Source organism: Aliidiomarina taiwanensis (assembly GCF_003987015.1).
Lineage (GTDB): Bacteria > Pseudomonadota > Gammaproteobacteria > Enterobacterales > Alteromonadaceae > Aliidiomarina > Aliidiomarina taiwanensis.
Genome location: NZ_PIPQ01000008.1, coordinates 22,888 through 43,491, shown reverse-complemented (window position 1 = coordinate 43,491; position 20,604 = coordinate 22,888). Strand labels below are relative to the sequence as shown.

Annotated in this window: 22 protein-coding genes and 1 tRNA gene; 12 read left to right on the top strand and 11 right to left on the bottom strand. The window is 48.5% G+C overall.

From position 1 onward, the window contains the following. Positions 1-23 precede the first annotated feature (23 nt). Both CWE15_RS10390 and CWE15_RS10385 read left to right on the top strand, forming a co-directional pair. Positions 24-365 (top strand): DUF3802 family protein, encoded by a 342-nt coding sequence (locus tag CWE15_RS10390; protein ID WP_126758023.1) that lies wholly within the window; start codon positions 24-26, stop codon positions 363-365. 9 nt (positions 366-374) lie between these two features. Next, positions 375-779 carry an OsmC family protein gene (locus tag CWE15_RS10385; protein ID WP_126758022.1) on the top strand — a complete coding sequence of 135 codons (405 nt, stop codon included), beginning with the start codon at positions 375-377 and terminating at the stop codon, positions 777-779. Here CWE15_RS10385 and CWE15_RS10380 read toward each other — a convergent pair. From CWE15_RS10380 to CWE15_RS10370, 3 genes are read right to left on the bottom strand one after another with little or no spacing between them, the layout of a single operon-like run. Beyond that, positions 766-1,647: a phosphoribulokinase gene (locus tag CWE15_RS10380; protein ID WP_126758021.1), complete on the bottom strand. Its 882-nt coding sequence runs from the start codon at positions 1,645-1,647 to the stop codon at positions 766-768. The two genes, CWE15_RS10385 and CWE15_RS10380, sit on opposite strands and share 14 nt — an antisense overlap. Positions 1,648-1,665: 18 nt before the next feature. After that, positions 1,666-1,896, bottom strand: a complete 231-nt coding sequence (locus tag CWE15_RS10375; protein WP_126758020.1) for a SlyX family protein — start codon at positions 1,894-1,896, stop codon at positions 1,666-1,668. 10 nt (positions 1,897-1,906) lie between these two features. Then, positions 1,907-2,920: a WD40 repeat domain-containing protein gene (locus CWE15_RS10370; protein ID WP_126758019.1), complete on the bottom strand. Its 1,014-nt coding sequence runs from the start codon at positions 2,918-2,920 to the stop codon at positions 1,907-1,909. 115 nt (positions 2,921-3,035) lie between these two features. Here CWE15_RS10370 and CWE15_RS10365 point away from each other — a divergent pair, with 115 nt between their 5' ends. From CWE15_RS10365 to CWE15_RS10345, 5 genes are all read left to right on the top strand, one after another. Continuing rightward, positions 3,036-3,755, top strand: coding sequence for an FKBP-type peptidyl-prolyl cis-trans isomerase (locus CWE15_RS10365; protein ID WP_126758049.1), 720 nt, complete (start codon positions 3,036-3,038; stop codon positions 3,753-3,755). Positions 3,756-3,855: 100 nt separating this feature from the next. Beyond that, entirely contained in the window at positions 3,856-4,698 is an 843-nt protein-coding gene (gene nudC / locus CWE15_RS10360) for an NAD(+) diphosphatase (RefSeq protein ID WP_126758018.1), read from the top strand. A 37-nt stretch (positions 4,699-4,735) separates the two neighbouring features. Continuing rightward, the gene (gene hemE / locus CWE15_RS10355) at positions 4,736-5,803 is read left to right on the top strand and encodes a uroporphyrinogen decarboxylase (protein WP_126758017.1); all 1,068 of its coding nucleotides are present in this window, start codon (positions 4,736-4,738) and stop codon (positions 5,801-5,803) included. Between the two features lie 120 nt (positions 5,804-5,923). Further along, the gene (locus CWE15_RS10350; protein WP_126758016.1) at positions 5,924-6,979 is read left to right on the top strand and encodes an efflux RND transporter periplasmic adaptor subunit; all 1,056 of its coding nucleotides are present in this window, start codon (positions 5,924-5,926) and stop codon (positions 6,977-6,979) included. Between the two features lie 3 nt (positions 6,980-6,982). Continuing rightward, complete coding sequence (locus CWE15_RS10345) at positions 6,983-10,123, top strand: efflux RND transporter permease subunit (RefSeq protein ID WP_126758015.1); 3,141 nt, start codon at positions 6,983-6,985, stop codon at positions 10,121-10,123. Here the strand turns inward: CWE15_RS10345 and CWE15_RS10340 are convergent. Genes CWE15_RS10340 through rsgA form a run of 3 tightly spaced genes read right to left on the bottom strand, consistent with a single transcriptional unit; the run spans position 10,109 to position 12,712 of the window. Beyond that, positions 10,109-10,810, bottom strand: coding sequence for a glycerophosphodiester phosphodiesterase (locus tag CWE15_RS10340; RefSeq protein ID WP_126758014.1), 702 nt, complete (start codon positions 10,808-10,810; stop codon positions 10,109-10,111). The two genes, CWE15_RS10345 and CWE15_RS10340, sit on opposite strands and share 15 nt — an antisense overlap. 4 nt (positions 10,811-10,814) lie before the next feature. Next, a complete protein-coding gene (gene asd / locus CWE15_RS10335) occupies positions 10,815-11,684 on the bottom strand; it encodes an archaetidylserine decarboxylase (RefSeq protein WP_198675017.1) in 870 nt (289 codons plus the stop codon). A gap of 8 nt (positions 11,685-11,692) precedes the next feature. Next, a complete protein-coding gene (rsgA, locus tag CWE15_RS10330; RefSeq protein ID WP_126758013.1) occupies positions 11,693-12,712 on the bottom strand; it encodes a small ribosomal subunit biogenesis GTPase RsgA in 1,020 nt (339 codons plus the stop codon). A gap of 114 nt (positions 12,713-12,826) precedes the next feature. On the opposite strand from rsgA, the gene orn reads away from it, so the two are divergent. From orn to CWE15_RS10315, 3 genes are all read left to right on the top strand, one after another. After that, positions 12,827-13,375, top strand: coding sequence for an oligoribonuclease (gene orn, locus CWE15_RS10325; RefSeq protein WP_126758012.1), 549 nt, complete (start codon positions 12,827-12,829; stop codon positions 13,373-13,375). 80 nt (positions 13,376-13,455) lie between these two features. After that, a tRNA-Gly gene (locus CWE15_RS10320) sits at positions 13,456-13,531 on the top strand. Between the two features lie 228 nt (positions 13,532-13,759). Continuing rightward, a complete protein-coding gene (locus tag CWE15_RS10315; RefSeq protein ID WP_126758011.1) occupies positions 13,760-14,128 on the top strand; it encodes a MaoP family protein in 369 nt (122 codons plus the stop codon). A 46-nt stretch (positions 14,129-14,174) separates the two neighbouring features. Here CWE15_RS10315 and purD read toward each other — a convergent pair whose 3' ends face one another. The 4 genes from purD to dusB all read right to left on the bottom strand — a co-directional run bounded on the left by purD (position 14,175) and on the right by dusB (position 18,496). Beyond that, entirely contained in the window at positions 14,175-15,470 is a 1,296-nt protein-coding gene (gene purD / locus CWE15_RS10310) for a phosphoribosylamine--glycine ligase (RefSeq protein WP_126758010.1), read from the bottom strand. A gap of 12 nt (positions 15,471-15,482) precedes the next feature. Continuing rightward, on the bottom strand, positions 15,483-17,063 hold the full coding sequence (purH, locus tag CWE15_RS10305; RefSeq protein WP_126758009.1) for a bifunctional phosphoribosylaminoimidazolecarboxamide formyltransferase/IMP cyclohydrolase: 1,581 nt from the start codon (positions 17,061-17,063) through the stop codon (positions 15,483-15,485). A 157-nt stretch (positions 17,064-17,220) separates the two neighbouring features. Then, positions 17,221-17,517 carry a DNA-binding transcriptional regulator Fis gene (gene fis / locus CWE15_RS10300; RefSeq protein WP_126758008.1) on the bottom strand — a complete coding sequence of 99 codons (297 nt, stop codon included), beginning with the start codon at positions 17,515-17,517 and terminating at the stop codon, positions 17,221-17,223. Further along, the gene (gene dusB, locus CWE15_RS10295; RefSeq protein WP_126758007.1) at positions 17,510-18,496 is read right to left on the bottom strand and encodes a tRNA dihydrouridine synthase DusB; all 987 of its coding nucleotides are present in this window, start codon (positions 18,494-18,496) and stop codon (positions 17,510-17,512) included. The genes fis and dusB overlap by 8 nt, the downstream gene beginning before the upstream one ends. A gap of 309 nt (positions 18,497-18,805) precedes the next feature. On the opposite strand from dusB, the gene CWE15_RS10290 reads away from it, so the two are divergent. Together CWE15_RS10290 and CWE15_RS10285 are read left to right on the top strand one after the other, a co-directional pair. After that, the gene (locus CWE15_RS10290) at positions 18,806-18,997 is read left to right on the top strand and encodes a hypothetical protein (RefSeq protein ID WP_126758006.1); all 192 of its coding nucleotides are present in this window, start codon (positions 18,806-18,808) and stop codon (positions 18,995-18,997) included. Positions 18,998-19,051: 54 nt separating this feature from the next. Continuing rightward, positions 19,052-19,669: a hypothetical protein gene (locus CWE15_RS10285; protein WP_126758005.1), complete on the top strand. Its 618-nt coding sequence runs from the start codon at positions 19,052-19,054 to the stop codon at positions 19,667-19,669. Here CWE15_RS10285 and prmA read toward each other — a convergent pair. After that, positions 19,658-20,548: a 50S ribosomal protein L11 methyltransferase gene (prmA, locus tag CWE15_RS10280; protein WP_126758004.1), complete on the bottom strand. Its 891-nt coding sequence runs from the start codon at positions 20,546-20,548 to the stop codon at positions 19,658-19,660. The genes CWE15_RS10285 and prmA overlap by 12 nt on opposite strands. Positions 20,549-20,604 lie beyond the last annotated feature (56 nt).

Here is a 20,604-nt window from a genome sequence, read left to right as displayed (position 1 = left end):
CATATCGACAGCAAAAGGCTTTTATGATTACACAAAGCAAAGGGTATATAGAGCTTGTTCAATACTTAACTGAGCATTTAGATGTATTCACACAGCCCGACCCAGACGCACCGGAAGGTGCGCTCACGGTGCGGGAGTGTTTTGAAGAGCAGCTTGCTGAAAGTGTGATGCAAATAAATCAGCAACACAGTCTAGATGAAACCGCACGATTAGAAGTTGTACGCGAGGCAGATGCCATTTTGTATGACCTAGAAGAAGTGCTGTCGTCTGTACTGGACAAGCGTCCAAGCCCAACCCAAGAAGCTTTTATTGTGGAGTTTGTAGGCCTGGTCAAGAACCTGTTTGACTCGAAAATAATGTCGTAAGGAAAAATAATGGAAGCACGTGTTCAGTGGTTAAGTGACTTAACCTTTGTGGCAACAAGTGGCAGTGGTCACCAAGTTGTTATGGACGGAAACCAAGGCAAGCACGCCGCCAGCCCCATGGAAATGGTTCTTATGGCGGCAGGTAGCTGTGCCTCGGTGGATGTGGTGAGCATTCTCGAAAAAGCACGCCAAGATGTGCGTGGTGTTGAGGTAAAATTAACAGCAGAGCGCGCCGATGCAACGCCCGCGGTATTTACTAAAATGAACCTGCACTTCATTGTGACAGGTACAGAGGTTTCAGAAAAACACGTAGAGCGTGCTGTCAGCTTGTCCGCTGAAAAGTACTGCTCGGTGTCTATTATGTTAGGCAGCAGCGTAGAAGTGACTCATAGCTTCGAAGTTATTTCTGCTTAATACGGTTGTTACGCCGCTCAATAAGTTGTTCAATGAGCGGCGTAAGTATTAACTCCATAGCCAAGCCCATTTTCCCGCCCGGTACCACTAGCGTGTTCATACGCGACATAAATGACCCATCAATCATTTGTAAATAGTAAGGAAAGTCGACGCCTTTCATGCCGCGGAAACGGATCACCACAAAGCTTTCATCCATGGTTGGAATGGCTTTGGCGCTAAAAGGGTTGGAGGTGTCGACTGTAGGCACCCGCTGAAAATTAATATGAGTACGGCTAAACTGCGGCACTATGTGGTGAATATAGTCTTCCATGCTGCGCACAATGCTTTGGGTGACAGCCTCCCGAGAGTGACCGCGTTCGGCAGTGTCTCTTAATAACTTTTGAATCCACTCTAAGTTAACAATGGGCACCATGCCGATGAGCAAGTCCACATGTTTGCCCACGTCGTAATTCTCGCCTTGCACGCCTCCGTGTAAGCCTTCATAAAACAGCAAGTCGGTATTTTCTGGAATAGGCTCCCATGGCGTAAAGGTTCCGGGCATTTGGTTGTAGGGAACGGCTTCGTCAAAGCTATGCAGGTATCGCCGGGTTTTCCCATAGCCGCCCTCACCGTATTCGGTAAACAGCTGTTCTAAAGAATGGAAGTCGTTTGCTTCAGGGCCAAAGTAGCTAATGTGCCGGCCTTGCTCTTGCGCTTTGCGAATGGCCACGTCCATTTCGGGGCGTGAGTACCGATGAAAGCTATCACCTTCAATAAATGCAGCATTTAATTGTAAATGTCGAAATATATGGCGCACTGCCTGGCTTGTGGTAGTGGTGCCAGAGCCAGAAGAGCCGGTAACAGCAATAATAGGGTGATTAACAGACATACACGTCCTTTTTTATTATTAGTAGTGAGGTGGTCGTTCGTCGATGAGGTTAAAGGGGGGGCTTTCTTCAGCGTCTTCCTCAGGCTGTATTTTTTCAGCCAGTAACCGAATGTACTTATGCAATGTTTGCAACTCACTGCTTTGCGCCTGTACCAACTTGTCCAGCGCGTCTATGGTGTCATCTTGGAATGCGAGCTTGCTTTCTAAATCGTCAATACGCTGCACTAATGCCTGTAATTGCTTGTCCATGGAACTTCTTTCACTCCTCACTAGATGGGCTGCGCGGGGCTTGGCAGCTTGACGGTAAACGCCACAGCTCACTAAAGCCGGCGCTTGTTTCTATTACAATAGTGTTTGCGTTTATAAAACTAGCACCGATGATAGCAGCCCGTGGGGGGTGCTCACCAGCGCGACCTTTAATGCGCCAACTGCATAAGCGTTTTCCACTTGCAACAGACCAGACTTCCACAAGGCGCGACGCTGTGCCTGTTAACAGTAACTCAGCTTGGGGCGAGAAGGTAGCGGTCGTAAATACCTTCTGGCGGGCACCTAAATCAAGGGTTTGTTGGACGTCGCCAGTTACTAAATTGCGGATCTCAGCTTGGGTTGCACTGGCTACGAGGGCATAGCGGCCTGCTGGGCCTAGCGTAAGTTCAGTAACACGACCGGTCAAAGGGAATACGTGACGAACTTGGACGGGGTCGGTTTGCCATAAAATAGCCTGGTGGTCGTTCCCTCCGCTCAACACATACTGGCCATTGGCTGATATGTCGACTTTATTGACTTTGTCGGTATGCACCCGAAACTCAACCCTGCGACCGGTAGCAGGTTCAAACAGCAAGACAACCCCGTCGTTACGGGCGAGCACAATGTGCTGACCCTGATTAGAAACGGCCACGTCCAAGATAAAGCTGTCGTCATTTCGCCAGGCGCCTAAGGCGTCGCCGCTTTGTGTGTCCCACAGTACAAGGGTCATACGGCTTGCGGCCAGAGTAACGTCTGCTTGCGGAGAAAACTTGGCAGAAACAATTTGGCTGATGCCTTCATCTTCTTGTTGCCAGTTATGCAACAATTCGTTGGTTTGCGTGTCGAACAGCCGCAATCCTTCTTCCGTGGTTGAAACAAGACTATATTGGCCGTTGTGACTCACGGCGGCAGCTTGTACCCTAGAGAAGGTACGTTCGTTTCGCTCAATACGCTCAGCAGCAGGACTACAAGCAATGAGTATTGCGCTCAACAACATAAATTTTAAGTTATGATAGACAAATGTCATTCGTTATCCTTATCGTTTGTGTTTATTATAGTGCGCATACGCGTTCTTTGCTGCAAAGGGTATAGAGCGAAACCAGCAGATTTACTTATATGGATCGGAGAGTTACATGAAATTAGTGGCAAAAACAGCGATTGCTTCCGTTGTTGCCCTTGCACTTGCAGGGTGTGGCGAAACAGCAACAAAAGTAGATTTAGAGCAAGAATCACAGCGCCATGCTTATGCATTAGGAACTGTTTTAGGTGGTGAGGTTAAGTCGAACCTTGAGCATCTGTCTTCAACGGGAATGGAGCTGGATAAAGACGTTATTCTTGCAGCAATTAGCGACGCAATGAACGACGAAAGCTTGATGAACGAAGATGAAGTACAAGCGGCGGTAATGGAGCTTGTGGAGCTAAGCACTAGCTTAGCGGAAGCGGAGGCTGCAGCTGCTGGCGAACGAAACCTTGAAGAAGGTTTAGCGTATCAAGCAGAAAACGCCAGCCGAGACGGTGTCACTGTGACAGAGTCAGGCCTGCAGTACGAAGTGATGGTAGAAGGTGAAGGCCCGAAGCCCGCTGCAACGGACACGGTAACCGTTCACTACAAGGGCGAGCTTCTTGACGGCACAGTGTTCGATAGCTCGTATGAGCGTGGCGAGCCCATTGCTTTCCCATTAGACCGCGTGATAGTAGGTTGGTCGGAAGGGGTGCAGCTAATGAATGTTGGCTCTAAGTACCGCTTTGTTATTCCAGCAGAACTTGCCTATGGTGACCAACAGCGCCCTGGTAGCCCAATTCCGCCGAATGCAACACTTATTTTTGAGGTGGAGCTGCTTGAGATTGAAGCAGCAGAATAAACCTGACGAGAAACTTAGGTTCGTAAAGCTCACCGTTGCGTTGCATAGACGTACGGTGAGTTTTTTTATGGTTCAGTATAAATATAGGTATGAGTGAATTATGATTTTTCCTGATCGCATGCCGCCAGAGAAAGAACCCGTTTGGTGGATTATTGTTCATAACAACCAGTTAATAGACACTACACCAGAGGGACAAAGCTTCCGGCCACCGTTACTGGCCGTTGAGGACGTTCCTTATGCGTCGCATGGCTATACAGCCGAAATAGGCCAGTACCAAGGCCGGCCAGTGTTTTTGCTCATAGGCAGTGACAGCATGCCATTACAGGCAGGTTGGACTTTCCTTCCCTTACGCCAATGCATTTTACGTAGTGACAAGGAGCTATTCAGCTTAAGTGCGCGGGGCTGTCAAATTACTGGGTTTCTCGACACCCATAAGTTTTGTGGCCGTTGTGGCGAGCAAGTAGCCCAGCATAGGCGTGACCTCGCTGTCGTGTGTGGCTATTGCGGACTAGAAAGCTACCCACGTATTTCACCGTGCATTATTGTGGGTATATATAAAGAAGACAAAATACTTCTTGCACAGGGTGTACGCCACCCAGAAGGGACACACTCGGTATTAGCCGGATTTGTAGAAAGTGGCGAGTCGCTAGAAGAATGCGTGCACCGTGAGGTTTTTGAAGAAGCAGGCATAACAGTCACGGATTTAGAATACGTAGGGAGTCAGCCGTGGCCCTTTCCTCATTCCTTAATGGCTGGCTTTATTGCGCGCTACGCGGGAGGCGAATTGAAGCTCGACCCTGAGGAGTTAGTTACAGGGGGCTGGTTCGCTTTCGACAACTTACCAAAAGCCCCTGCACCGGGCTCTATTGCCGCAAAACTCATTGAAGTGGTGAGGAAAAAGGTAGGTGGCGAATTAACTGACAGCGAGCCTGTTAATTGGTAGAATTGGCATTCAGCTATTTGAGGACAAAAAACCAGATATGACCACAGAACTTAAAAATGATCGTTATTTACGTGCCCTTGCGAAGGAACCTGTAGACCGCACCCCTATTTGGATGATGCGTCAGGCTGGCCGCTACTTGCCAGAATACCGCGAGGTTCGCAAAGAAGCCGGTGATTTTATGTCATTGTGCCGTAATGCGGAACTTGCATGTGAGGTGACATTACAGCCGTTACGTCGTTTCCCACTGGATGCCGCTATCTTGTTTTCAGATATTTTAACCATCCCAGATGCAATGGGCTTAGGTTTGTACTTTGCAGAAGGTGAAGGTCCGAAGTTTGAACGTCCTTTACGCGACCGCCAGAGTGTTGAAGCAATCGGTATTCCAGACCCAGAAGACGATCTTGGTTATGTCATGCGTGCGGTGAGTACTATTCGCCGTGAGCTAAAAGGTGAAGTGCCTTTGATTGGTTTCTCAGGCAGCCCATGGACTTTAGCGACTTATATGGTTGAAGGCGGGAGCAGCAAGAACTTCTCTGAAGTGAAGAAAATGATGTTTTCTGAGCCACAAACCATGCACCTGCTGCTAGAAAAGTTAGCGGAGTCTGTGACCAGCTATTTAAACGCGCAAATTGCCAACGGCGCCCAGTCGTTAATGATTTTTGACACGTGGGGCGGGGTGTTGTCGCCACGCGATTACCAAGAGTTCTCATTACGTTACATGGAACAAATTATTAGCGGGCTAACTCGCGAAGCAGATGGCCGCAAGGTGCCGGTCACCCTGTTTACTAAAAACGGTGGTCAATGGCTTGAGTTTATGGCTGCAACAGGCTGTGACGCACTCGGTGTTGACTGGACGACAAACATGGGCGACGCCCGGGCACGTGTTGGCGACAAGGTAGCCTTACAAGGCAACATGGACCCAAGCATGTTGTATGCATCGCCTGAGCGTATTCGCGAAGAAGTAGAAACCATTCTACAAAGCTATGGTACGGGAACAGGCCATGTGTTTAACCTAGGTCATGGAATTCACCCAGGTGTAAACCCAGAGCATGCTAAAGCATTTATTGAAGCGGTGACTGAGTTAAGCCCTAAGTACCATAAGTAAGCGCCTTTGCGACCAGTTCCGTTTTATTAGCGGTCAAAAGTACTACGTGTAAGGCCTTGAGGCGTTACAATGAAGTGGTACGAGTTGATCTTAAAATAACAACGGAACAGAGAGAAGCAAATGGCAAAGCGTGCAGTAGTTACACCATTAAGTATTGTTGCTGTTGGACTTATCGCAGTAATAGGTTGGCTTTACTTTTCACAGGAAAGTGGGGTCGGTAATAGGCGCGGCATGAGTGCGCCTACCGTGGTTGTATCGGAAGCACGCAACCTTGAATTTAGAGACACCATTCAAGGACTAGGCACAGCGAAAGCGAGCCAGTCAGTAGACATAATGGCTCGCGTTTCGCAAACAGTGCGAGAAATACATTTCCAAGATGGCCAAGAAGTAACCGAGGGCCAACTCCTCATTCAACTGAACGACAGGGAAGAACGCGCTCGCGTGAAAGACCTGGAGTTTCGATTGGCTGAAGCGCGCCGCCAATTAAACCGCTTAATTGAACTTGCCCGTGAAAACGTTGCTTCACGCAGTATGTTAGACGAACAAGAAGTGCGTGTTGAACAAACAGCCGCAGAACTGGCCGTTGCTCGTAGTCGTTTAGACGAAATGCAAATTAAAGCACCTTTTGCTGGCCGCTTAGGCATTCGCCAAGTCAGCGTTGGCTCGCTTGCCCGTCCGGGTGAAGTGATAACGACGTTAGACGCCTTAGACCCAATTTATGTCGACTTTAGTGTACCTGAACTGTATTTGCCGAGCTTAGCACCGGGGCAGCAGGTAGCAGCAAGCTCTGCTGCTTATAAGAACCGTGTCTTTCATGGAAAAATAAAAAGCTTGGCGTCACGGGTGGACCCAGTGACACGTTCTATTCAAGTACGCGCTGAAATTAACAATGAAACCCGAGAACTACGCCCCGGAATGTTACTGAACGTTGAACTAGAACGGGGCCGTGACTACACCTTAATGATTCCAGAAAGTGCTGTTATTCCCATTCGGAATGAACAGCATGTGTACCGTATTAATGACGAAAGCCGAGCGGAAATGACGGTGATTACCGTGGGCCGTCGCTTGCCTGGGTGGGTAGAAGTTCTTTCTGGCCTAGAAGAAGGCGACCAGATCATTATTGAAGGTACGGTTCGCGTGCGTGACGGCTTACCTGTGAATGTAACGGAGCAATAAGTTATGTTGCTATCTGATGTGTCTGTAAAGCGTCCGGTATTTGCTACCGTTATCAATATTCTTTTAATTATTTTTGGCGTGGTGGCGTTTTCGTCGCTACCACTTCGAGAGTACCCGAACATTGAGCCGCCTGTAGTGTCCATTAGCACCAGCTACCCTGGGGCTAACGCAGAAATTATTGAAACTCAAATTACGCAAGTCATTGAAGAGCGTATTAGCGGCATCGACGGTATTAAAAGTATCAACTCCTCCAGCCGCGATGGAAGTTCACGCATTACCATTGAGTTTGAGCAAAACCGGGAGATAGACGCAGCCGCCAACGATGTGCGCGAGCGGGTGCAGCGGGTGATGCGGAGCTTGCCAGAGCAAGTAAACCCACCCGAAGTCACCAAGGCAAACTCCGACGAAGACACTGTGGTGTGGTATAGCTTGCGTAGCGAAAACATGACCACACTGGAGCTAACGGATTACGCCAACCGTTATATTGTCGACCGCTTGTCGGTGGTTGACGGTGTTGCCCGAGTCAACATTGGGGGTGAACGCCGTTACGCCATGAAAATATGGTTGGACAGGCAAGCCATGGCTGCTCGTGGCATTACCGTGTCGGATATAGAAAGCCGCTTACGGGCAGAAAACGTTGAGCTACCAGCAGGTGAAATTGAATCGCGTGATCGTGAATTCTCGGTTCGCGTGACCCGTAGTTATTTAACGGCAGAAGACTTCGCAAACCTAAGCATTATTAATGGTGCCGACGGCTACATAGTGCGTCTCGGTGAAGTTGCTCGGGTGTCGGTGGAAGCCGAGAACGACCGCACAGAGTTCCGCGGTAACGGTATTAACATGGTGGGTATAGGTATTATCCGCCAGTCGAATGCCAACACGCTTGAAGTGGTAGACAACGTGGCCAAAGAAGTGAAGCGTGTGCAAAGCACCTTACCGGCAAGTATGGTGCTGGTCCCAAGTTACGACTCGTCGGTATTTATTCGTGACTCTATCGACGAAGTGTACGAAACACTATTTATTGCCATGGGCATGGTTATTTTGGTGATTTATTTCTTCCTAGGAAATATTCGTGTCACCTTAATTCCCGCGCTGACGGTACCGGTAGCCTTGTTGTCTTCGTATATTGTGCTGAGCGCTATGGGCTTTTCTATAAATCTACTGACCTTGCTGGCGCTTGTGCTAGCTATTGGCTTGGTTGTAGACGACTCCATTGTGGTTTTAGAAAATATTTACCGCCGTGTTGAGAATGGCGACCCTCCGTTATTAGCCGCTTACCGAGGTGCCCGTGAAGTTGGCTTTGCGGTGGTAGCCACCACCCTCGTGCTTATCTCAGTGTTTGTGCCGTTAATTTTTATGGACGGCAATATCGGCTTGCTGTTTACAGAGTTTGCCATTGCCTTGGCAGCGGCCGTTGCTTTTTCAAGTATTACGGCGCTCACGTTATCGCCCATGTTGTGTTCAAAAATATTGAAGAAGCAAGAGCGGAACTCGCGCTTTGGCCGTGCGGTAGACAACCTCTTTCACCGAGTGGAAGTGTCGTATGAGCGTATGGTGCGCAAGAGCATGACCATGCCACTCGTGGCTTTTGCGGTGGTTGTCTTGTCGGCAGGAGCCTCTTACCTACTATTGAATAAAATTGGTCAGGAGTTCGTGCCACCTGAAGACAGAGGCAACTTCTTTGTCATGGTGCGTAGCGCAGAAGGAGCAAGTTACGAGTCGAACCTGCGTAACATGAATAAAATCGAAGAGATTTTATTGCCCTACATAGACGAAGGTAAAATTGAGCGACTGATTACGCGTACCCCTGGCTGGGGTAATAGTGCCGGTATTGTGATTGTAGGTGCTGTGCCATTCAGTGAGCGAGACTGGAGCTCGTTCGAGTTGTTAAACGAAGTGCGTGGACGCCTGCAAGAAGTGCCCGATGTTATTGCCTTTGCGAATATGCGCAGTGGTATTCGCGGAGGGGGCGGGTCGCGTCCTGTGGAGTTTGTATTGCAGGGGAACACCTTTGCGGACTTGGCGCGCTACCGGGACATTGTGCTAGAGAAAGCGCAAGAAAACCCGGGGTTGGTTCAACTTGATAGTGACTATCGCGAAACCGTGCCTCAGTTACGTATTAAAATAGACCAAAACCGTGCAGCAGACTTAGGCGTGTCCGTTGGTGACATAGGGCGAACTCTTGAAAGTATGCTTGGAAGCCGCCGGGTCACCCGCTATCAAGACAATGGTGAAGAGTATAATGTGTTACTAGAAGGTGAGCGTTCGGACTTCCGTTCGCCACAAGACATTGACAATATTTATGTGCGCTCGCAAACCACACGCCAGTTAATTCCTATGTCGAACCTGGTCACAGTGGAAGAGGGGGCAACAGCTTCTACCTTGAACCGTTATAACCGCATGCGCTCTATTACCATTAGTGCGAACTTAGCGGACGGCTATTCACTAGGCGAGGCACTGGCCTTCTTAGAAGATATAGTGGCAAACGATTTACCAGACGACGTGACCTATGACTACAAAGGGCAATCGCAGCTGTATCAAGAAGGTGGCAGCACTATTATCTTTATATTTGCCTTGGCCTTAGCCATTACTTTCTTGGTGCTTGCGGCACAGTTTGAAAGCTTTATTCACCCAATCGTTATTATCTTAACGGTGCCCTTGGCTATTTTTGGCGCCCTGTTTGGTTTATATGCCACGGGTATGACCATTAATATTTACAGCCAAATTGGTATTGTCATGCTGATAGGTTTGGCAGCGAAAAACGGTATTCTTATTGTGGAGTTTGCCAACCAGCTACGCGACGCCGGCATGCGTTTTGAAGAGGCTTTAGCTAGGGCGTCTCGTTTGCGCCTACGACCCATTGTGATGACGGCCTTTACCACCCTTATGAGCTCTTTGCCTTTAGTCTTGGCAACAGGCCCAGGTGCTGAAAGCAGAATGGTGATTGGTGTGGTCATATTCTGTGGTGTGGCTTTCTCTGCGTTTTTAACGGTATTTTTAGTACCGTCGCTGTACGCAGGGCTTGCGCGAAACACTCGCTCACCTCTGGAAATAACCAACGAGTTAGAGCGACTTGAGCAAATATATCCGGACCGTCGTGCAGAAGAAGACGCGCTTAAAGAAGCGCAATCAGTTAAGGATTAACTGCAGGCTTTGACGAGTTAATTGGGGGTGGTTGGTGAATATGCCATCCACCCCTATTTTATGGAGCCAAACCATATCCGCAGGATCATCCACCGTATACACATACACAGCCAAGCCACGTGCGTGGGCGTCGGCAACAAATGCTTCAGTAACTGTGTTCACGTCAATATGAACGGAATAGGCGTTCAGCTCGCTAGCAAAGGCGGCGTAGCTTAACGGGCAGCTGGCTGTTAATGCGCCTATGCGAGTCTGCGGACGTGCTTGTTTAAGCTCTTTTAGCCAGTGATGATTAAAAGAGGACACCAGCAGACTTTGTTCGGTAAAACCAAATTGGTGTACCGCTTTCTCTAGGTGTCGACAAATCTGAGCGCAGGCAATCGGGCCTTTCAATTCAATATTTAAGGCCGTTCGGCCAGCAATATGGGCAAGTGCTTGCTCTAACGTTGGAATGGCATGCTGCCCTAAAACCAGTAATGACTGAACTTGTTGGTCTGTCAGGTCGACGAAGCGACCTGTACTAGAAGTCAGCCGCGTTAAATGGCGGTCGTGAAACACATAGAGTTGGTTTTCAACTTGATAAACATCAAGCTCAATAGCGTCTGCTTGAGCGTGTATTGCTTCTTCAAATGCGGCGAGCGTGTTTTCTGCTGTAACAGCGCTCGCCCCACGATGGGCAATAATGAGCATAGGGCTAGCTATCCCACTGCCCTAGAACTGTACCCATGCGCGTGGTTTGCCCAGGTACCAGGTCGTTTTCCCACTTCACTGTGTCTTTCGGAAAGGTCATGACAATGGTGGAGCCCAGCTTAAAGCGTCCCATTTCTTCACCGCGCTTGAGTGTGACAGCATTTACACCTTCCTTAGGATAGCTCCAGCGGTGAATGCCAGGCCCCCTCGGTGGGGTTACTGTTCCAGCCCAAACGGTTTCAATGCTGGCCACAATGGTGGCGCCAACCAAGACAATGGTGAAGGGGCCCTGTTCCGTATCAAAAACCGCAACCACGCGTTCGTTTCGGGCAAACAAGTTAGGTACATGCTGTGCTGTCAGTGGGTTTACGGAGAACAAGTCTCCCGGTATGTAAATCATTTCACGCAATACGCCGTCGCATGGCATGTGAATACGGTGGTAGTCACGTGGTGCGAGGTAAATAGTAGCAAACTCGCCACCGTCAAACTCTGCAGCGAGGGCTTGGTCTCCACCTAGCAGAGCCGCGACACTGTAGTCGTGATTCTTGGCTTGTACTATGGTTCCAGCATGAATGGGGCCTGCCTGGCTGACTGTACCGTCAACAGGGTGGGCTAGCTGGTTGCCTTCGGCTAGTAAAGGGCGTGCTCCTTCTTTTAAAGGGCGAGTGAAGAAGTCGTTAAAGGTTTTATACGACTTAGGATCAGGCGAGGCAGCCTCGGACATGTCCACGCTAAAGTTACGAATGAAGGCGCGAATGGCCACTTGGGTAAACCAGCCTGCCCGCGCTGCAGCAAAACGCCCAGTCAAACGGGACAGCAAATGTTTAGGTAAAATATACTGCCCTACAATTTTAAACCGCTCAATAATAGTCACTTCAAACCTCAACTTTTCTCTAATGAGTCAATAATACGGTGGAAATTAGCAAGTCTGCGAGCATCTAGCTTACCTTCTGCCACAGCCTGCTGGAGTGCGCACCCTGGGTCCGTGTCGTGACGGCAGTCGCGAAACTTGCAGGTGCCTAAAAATGGGTGAAAGTCCACAAACCCTTGAGTAATACGCTCAGCGGACATATGCCATAAGCCAAACTCACGAATGCCCGGCGAATCAATCAGAGCGCCGCCTTCATTTAAAGGGTACCAGCGAGCGACCGTGGTGGTGTGTTGGCCTAAACCTGAATTAACCGAAATGTCGCCAATCAGTAAACTCACTTCAGGTAAGGTTTTGTCTATAAGTGAGGACTTACCCACTCCAGACTGGCCAACTAATACCGAGATCTTACCAATAAAGCATTGCCTCAGCTCTTCAATACCTTCACCTGTCGCGGCACTTGCGCGAACGACGCTGTAGCCCATACGTTGGTAAACTGATAACCGTTCTTGAATAAACTCTGCTTCGTCGGGTGTCATTAAGTCAGTTTTGTTCATCACAATAATGGGCTGTATGCCGGCGTCTTCGCAAGCCACAAGATAACGATCAATGATTTGATCGGAGAAGGCCGGCTGAGGTGACGAAACAATAAAAATTTGTTCTATATTTGCGGCAACAGGCTTTAAGCCGTCATAAATGTCTGGGCGACACAGCTCGCTTTCACGTTCTTCTACGGCTTCAACAACGCCTTGCATGCCTTGTTCTTGTGTAGGCGCTTTACGCCAAGCAACCTTGTCACCTGTGACCAGGCTTTGAACAGCCCGCCGAATATTGCACCTATATATATTTGCATCGGCATCTAGAATGTCGGCATGCTGACCAAAGCGGCTCACCACACGGCCAGGCTGGAGTGGGCCAAGCTGTTCTTCACTCCAGACTTGTGTTTCTTCTGTGTCGCGACGTGCCAGCCGTTTCGCTTGGTTGGCATGAATGCGACGCTGCTGACCTTTGGTTAATTTTCTTTTTTGCCCCACGCAGTCTCCTTGGCGATATGCGAGCTTTTTATATGTATCTATCATACAATAATGTGCAATAAAGTGTGATGAAAAGCGCGCAAAAGCGCAGCTTCAACGAAAGAAGGGAACAGCATGAGCGACAAAAGCACTCGATTAATTTGGATTGACCTAGAAATGACGGGGCTTTTACCCGACGAAGACAAAATAATCGAAATTGCCACGATAGTTACAGACGCCGACTTGAATGAAATAGCTGTTGGTCCTGTGTTTGCCATTAAACAAAGCGACGACGTATTAGCCGGAATGGATGAATGGAATACGCGCACGCATACAGAGTCGGGTTTGGTAAAGCGGATTCAAGAAGAGGGTGTGGATATTGCTGTGGCCGAACGAGCCACCATTGAATTCTTAAAAGAGCATGTGGACGCGAACACATCGCCGATGTGTGGGAATAGCATTTGTCAGGACAGACGTTTTTTAGCGAATTACATGCCCGAGCTGGAAGCTTACTTTCATTACCGTAATTTAGACGTCAGCACAGTGAAAGAATTAGCTAAGCGTTGGCAGCCAAATGTGCTGGAAGGCCTGGTAAAACAGAATGCACACGAGGCATTAGCCGACATTCGTGAGTCAATTATCGAATTAAAGCACTACCGTGCTCATTTTTTCGTCGAACAGTAAGAAAGATGCAATAATGGGCTTGCATTACCTCTTAGAATCAGTAAAATGCATTTCGCAGTCAGGGCAAGCCCCTAGCACATGCGAGTATAGCTCAGCTGGTAGAGCGCAACCTTGCCAAGGTTGAGGTCACGAGTTCGAACCTCGTTACTCGCTCCAAATTCAACAAAAACGCCACCTTCGGGTGGCGTTTTTGTTTGTGTTTCTTGCTGGCAGCGAAATCCCTCCAAAGGCCGAACCGACCTGCTACAGGCCAAGCGAAGCGTTTTATTATTGTTATTTTTGAAAAAAATGCTTGACAGTATGTATTTCTGGCCTTATATCGTTGCCTGAGCAGTGACAGTGCTGCACAACCCATTCATTTTTTGCCCAAAGGTGGATATGACTATGGCAACGACTGATAGAGAAACCTTATTGCGTAAAGTGTATAACGACTACCGCAATTACCCGTATGGCTTCTCGCGCTCTGGAGACTTCTCCATTCGTGAAAGCGATGCGTTAGTAAAATATGGCAGCCTTATTAGTGCTCTTGTTGCAGGTGATATTGAACCTTCAACAGAAGAAGACAAAAGTATTCTTGCCGTCATTGCAGGTGAAAAAGAAGCAGAAACAATAGTAGAAAAGGCATGGATGAAATACCAAAAGCGTATTAATCGTCCACGTGTCGGAAGTATGTATGGGCGTTCGAAGGTGGTAGATGAAAATGACTTCGACGACTCGGACAGTACGGAAGATGATTTAGTACTAGAAGACTAAAAAAGCCTCGCTGTACGTCACTGTGCAGCGAGGCTTTTTGCAGTGGTTATGCTTTTCGAGCAATGGCGCGGTGTGCAATATCCGTTCGATAATAGCAGTCCGGCCAAGAGATCATGTGGACCATGTTATAAGCATTTCGTTGGGCTTCTGTCACTGTGTCACCAAGTGCTGTGACACAAAGAACACGGCCGCCTTGGGTGACGAGCTGACCATCTTGTTCGTGTGTGCCGGCTTGAAACACTTTACCTTCGTGTTCATTCACAGTGGAAGCAACCTGATCTAAGCCTTGAATCACGTCACCTTTTCTATAGCTCTCAGGATAGCCCCCAGCAGCCATTACCACGCCCACTGCCGCCTTATTACTAAAGGAGATAGGGGTAGTGTTAAGTTCGCCTTTTAAGGCTGCAAAACACAGCTCAATCAGGTCCGACTCTAAACGCATCATAATGGGTTGGGTTTCAGGGTCACCAAAGCGACAATTGTACTCAAGAATTTTAGCGGTACCGTCGTCGGCAATCATGAGTCCGGCATATAAGAAGCCCACATAGGTGTTGCCTTCTGCATGCATACCGTCGACGGTTGGCTGCATAATATGCTGAACCACCCAGTCGCTAATACTGTCGGTTAGTACCGGTGCTGGGGAGTAAGCGCCCATACCACCTGTGTTTGGGCCTGTGTCGCCATTGTCACGTGCTTTGTGGTCTTGGCTGGAAGCGAAAGCCAGAATGTTATGGCCGTCGACCATAGCTATAAAGCTCGCCTCTTCACCCACTAAAAACTCTTCAATAACCACACGGCTGCCAGCAGAGCCAAACTTATTGCCAGCTAACATGTCTTCAATGGCGGCGTCTGCTTGCTCAAGTGTTTCTGCAATAATCACACCTTTACCTGCAGCAAGGCCGTCGGCTTTAATAACAATGGGCAATTTACCTGCACGTACATAGGCCTTGGCTGGTTCTATTTCAGTAAAGTTCTCGTAGTCAGCCGTTGGAATATTATGGCGAGCAAAGAAGTCTTTACAGAAGGCTTTCGATCCTTCCAGTTGTGACGCGCCTTTACTCGGGCCAAAAATAGCTAAACCTGCGGCCTGAAACTGATCCACAACACCCAGAACAAGTGGGGCTTCAGGGCCTACAATGGTTAAGTCGATGGCTTCTTGCTGTGCAAAGTGAATTAACGCAGGAATGTCTTCAACGTTAATAGCAACATTGCTTACTTTAGGCTCCGTTGCCGTGCCCGCATTTCCCGGTGCAACAAATACCTGTTGCACCTTGTCTGACTGAGCCACCTTCCAGGCTAGGGCGTGCTCACGGCCGCCACTTCCAATAATGAGTATTTTCACAGACTTTCCCCTTTAATGTTTAAAGTGGCGCATACCGGTGAAGATCATGGCAATGCCATGTTCGTCGGCTGCCGCTATCACTTCCTCATCGCGTATCGAACCGCCTGGCTGAATAATAGCGGTAATACCGGCTTCAGCCGCTGCGTCTATGGTGTCGCGGAATGGGAAGAAAGCGTCTGAGGCCATGACCGAGCCTTTTACTTCAAGGTTCTCGTCGGCAGCCTTGATAGCCGCTATTTTGGCACTGTACACGCGGCTCATTTGCCCTGCACCTACACCTATGGTCATGCCTTCATTGGCGTATACAATGGCGTTGGATTTGACGAAGCGTACGACGTTCCAAGCAAATAATAAGTCATCAATTTGTTGTTCCGTAGGTTTTACCTTGGACACAAACTGTAGCTCGTCACGTGGCACAATGGCATGGTCACTGTCTTGAACCAATAAGCCACCCTGCACGCGTTTAAAGTCGAGCTGCGCGCTTGGTTGCTCAAGTGCAGCGGTGCTGAGTAAACGAACATTGGGTTTGCTCGCAACAATAGACTGTGCACGCTGACTTGCGCCTGGGGCAATAATGACTTCAACAAACTGGCGAGAAACAATGGCATGGGCCGTTTCTTCATCGAGCGGTTGGTTAAAGGCGATAATGCCACCAAAGGCAGAAGTTGGGTCTGTTTTATAGGCGCGCTCATAGGCTTCTAAAATGTTTGCGCCGACAGCAACGCCACACGGGTTGGCATGTTTTACAATGACACACGCCGGGGCAGTAAAGGTTTTCACACACTCGAATGCTGCATCTGTGTCGGCAATATTGTTGTAAGAAAGCGCCTTTCCTTGCAGCTGGGTCGAAGTGGACACGCTGGGGGCTTGGCTCTCTGGGTCAACATAAAACGCCGCTTGTTGGTGGCTATTTTCACCATAGCGCAAGTCTTGTTTTTTCTGTACCTGCATATTGAAGGTTTGTGGGAAGCGGGTTGGAGCTTCAATGCTTGCGCCTTCGCCGGTCCGTTGGCCTAAGTAATTCGCGATCATACCGTCGTAAGCGGCTGTATGTTCAAATGCTGCAGTGGCCAGCGCGCGGCGTGTGTCGGCCGAAACGCCTCCCGCACTTTCAAGCTCAGCAAGTACCCGGTGGTAATCCGCTGCATTCACGACAATGGTCACGTCGGCGTGGTTTTTAGCCGCTGCCCGGACCATGGTGGGGCCGCCAATATCAATGTTTTCAATAGCGTCTGCGAAACTACAGTCGGGGTTCGCTACGGTCTGTTTAAAGGGGTACAAGTTAACTGCGACCAAGTCGATAGGGCCAATGCCTTGCTCTTCCATGACGGCCTGATCGACGTCGCGGCGAGCTAAAATGCCGCCATGAATTTTAGGATGTAGAGTTTTCACACGGCCGTCCATAATTTCGGGCTGACCTGTGTACTCGGACACTTCAATGACAGGAATGTTTGCTTCTTGAAGCAACTTAGCGGTACCGCCAGTAGAAAGAATTTCAGTGCCGTGCTGGTGCAAGGCTTGGGCAAATTCAACAATACCGGTTTTGTCTGAAACGCTTAGTAGGGCGCGTTGTATAGGGCGAACTTGGCTCATAGTGTCAATGCTCACTGTGCAGTTGTGTGTTGGCCATAACAGGCCGCAGAAATCGAGTGTTTATGCGGTCGGGTATTATACGCAATGTTGCGGTTTAAGCGAAGCAGAAACAAAAAAGCGCCCTGAGACAGAGCGCTTTTTATGCTTCAAACGGTAATTAGTTCATGCCGTACTTTTTAAGCTTCTTGCGAAGTGTACCGCGGTTAATGCCTAGCATGGTGGCTGCACGGGTTTGGTTACCTCGGGTATAGGTCATCACTTCTTCTAAGAGTGGCGCTTCAACTTCTGCAAGAACTAGCTCATATAGCTCTTCAGGGTCTTGACCGTCAAGCTGGCTCAGGAAGCTATTTAAGGCTTGCTTCACGGAATTACGCAAAGGACGTGGGTTTGCGTTTGGTGCTTGGGTCATTAGTGGGTTAACAACTGTTTCTCGATTACCATTTGGGTCAAACATAATAGCGCTCTTTCTCTCTGCTAAATTGACTAAAAAATACTAAGGCGTCCAATTGCTCCTGGGCTGTTTCTAACGTATTAAAAGCAGCACGGAAGTTGGTTGGGTCGCCAATACCGCGTACATACCAGCCGATATGTTTCCGAGCGATGCGCACACCGCGGCGCTCGCCGTAAAACTGATGAAGGTGCCGCACATGCGACTGCATGACAGCGGTTACCTCCTCGCGGCTGGGTGGTGCTAATTTATCCCCCGTCTTTAGAAAGTGTACTACTTCTCTAAAAATCCATGGGTTTCCTTGTGCACCACGACCAATCATGACAGCGTCAGCCCCGGTGAACTCAAGCACAAACTTGGCTTGTTCTGGGGTTGTTATATCGCCATTTGCAATTAATGGAATGCTAATGGCGCCACGAATGTCACGTATGGTGTGGTACTCAGCGTTCCCTTTATACATACATGTGCGCGTACGCCCATGTACAGTTAACGCTGCCATTCCTTCTTCCTGAGCTATTTCGGCAATTTGAACCCCATTTCTATGCTCAGGGGCCCAGCCTGTCCGAATTTTCAGGGTGACAGGAACATCCACTGCGCTATTCACGGCGCGTAAAATTTCGCGCACTAGTGAAGGTTCACGCAACAGTGCGGAGCCTGCCAATTTTTTATTTACTTTTTTTGCAGGGCAACCCATGTTGATATCAATGATTTGTGCGCCTTCAGCAACATTATGCTGGGCGGCACGCGCCATCATCTCAGGGTCTGAGCCGGCAATTTGTACAGAACGAATACCAGGTTCGTTTTGGTGCATCATACGGCTACGTGATTTATCCGTATCCCAAACCTCTGGGTTACTCGATAACATCTCGGACACCGCTAAACCAGCGCCTAGCTGTGTGCAGAGTCGTCGAAACGGGACATCTGTCACTCCAGCCATAGGCGCTAACAGCACATTATTCTGTAATTGGTAATGACCAATCCGCATCGATTAAAAACTGTTCAGCGAAAGGGGAAGGAATTCTAGGGAATTTAGCCACAAAAAAAAAGGCTATTAAGTAAACAAAAGAGGTGTTTTTTGCCCTTTTTACGCTTGACTTTCGTTTTGTATAGTTGGTTGCCTTAATAAGGTGGAATGGGTTTCGTTTTATTCCGAATGATGAAAACATCTATTTGAATGTTGAGACAGACAGAGGTGATTGTATACAAGGTGAGGTTTACAAATAGGAGGGGGGGGGGTAGTGTGTATGTTGTTATTGAGTTGGGTCAATACTATTTAAATAAGAAGGAAGACTATATGTTACGTTTGTCAAATGTTGTTTTTGTTGGTTATTTATTGGTTTTTTGGGGTGTTTCTCTGGCTCATGAAGGTGTGGCTGTTGATGGAGTAAATTATATTTGCGAGACAAGGTGTGTTGTTGATACAAGTACTCGGCCTGCAACGGTTCGCGATTGCTGTGGCGGACGCACGTACCAAGAAATTAAATAACGAATCAACGCGAGCCGCATCGCTAACGTATGCGGCTCGCGTATGGAGAGAAACGTGAAAAAAAATATAGTGTTTATAGGTGCTGTACTTTCTCTTACTTTATATGGAGTTAGTGCTGTACATAAAAGCCGTGATCTTGATGAACAGGAAATAAAAAGCAAGAGCCACACTCAGGTGCAAAAAAATACCAATATAGCGCTTAAAGAAGAGGCTTTTATAAATGAACGTCACGTAGCAGAGCCGCTGGTGATAAAGAATACTAATAACTCTGCTTTCGTAGCAACGAGTGGAAATGATGCCTATGAAGCACTGGGCTTTGTTGATTTTGTAAAACATAAAAATTTCACGGCATTAGCCGATCAGCATATTTTTATGCACAGTGAGGGAGCGATAAACTATGAAAGCAAAACCTTTATTGCTAATCGTTTTAATGACTTTGTTATTGAAGCCGGTTTAACAGGCGGCTTGGTGCTTGAATACAATGAATGCAGCACAGACCATTGTATTGTCTCAATTGCAGCGCAGGCACTGGGGCAGGAGCAATTTGATGTGCTTACCCAAGAAGCTTTATTTGGTACTTTGGCCGAGGTATCCCCGTCGGGTGGTCATTATGCTGTGGTTGATGAGGGCGACCTAAAGTACCTGCGTGTTTTTTACGCTCTAGGGCAATAAAGCTGTGCAGCGCCCTGAAACTAGCGTCCATTCCTCTTGGTGTCGGGGTGGGTTAAAACTAATTCTAGGTTGGTAGGCGTGCATTACATCAGCCGCTTGGCGCTCTAGTATGCCTGAAAGTGCTAGAGGCCCCTGTGGCTTTAAATAGCCTTGAATGATGGGAGCGAGTTCTTGTAAAGGGCCAGCAAGAATATTAGCAATGACGAGATCGGCTTGAATAGCAGGTGCTTCGTGAGCAAGGTACACCTCGAATTGGTCAGCAACGCCATTGCGTTCAGCATTTTCTTTACTTGCTTTCAAGGCTTGCTGATCGATATCGATGCCAATGCAGCGAGCTGCGCCAAGTTTTAGCGCTGCAATACCAAGAATACCTGAGCCACAACCGAAATCGACAATGGTTTTACCCTCTAAGTTTTGCTCTGTCAGCCACTCTAAACATAAGGCTGTGGTTGGGTGTGTTCCAGTACCAAAGGCCATGCCTGGGTCAAGTAAGAGGTACGGTTGGTTGGGCTCTGGTGGTTGGTGCCAAGAAGGTACGACCCAGAACCTCTGACCAAAGCAGATGGGTTTGAAGTTGTCCATCCATGCGCGTTCCCAATCTTTGTCTTCCAATGGGTCTGTTTTGTATTGTAATGGCTTCGCTAAAAAGCCTACTTTTTTCAGGTTTGCCAAAATTGGCGCTAAGTTAGTTTCAGCCGGATACAGGCCAGTGACTAAGCTTTGTGACCATAAGGCAATTTCCCCTGGAGGCGGCTCGAATATTGGGGCGTCCTGAGCGTCCCGGTAGGTGACCGCTTGAGCTTGGTTTGCCATCAATATATCACCAAGCTGACGTGCGTGCTCGTTGTCGGTGGTTAGCGTGAGTTGTATCCAAGCCATGGTGGTTACCTTATTTTGTTAAAATAAAAAAGCTCAGGCGTTTTACCTGAGCTTTG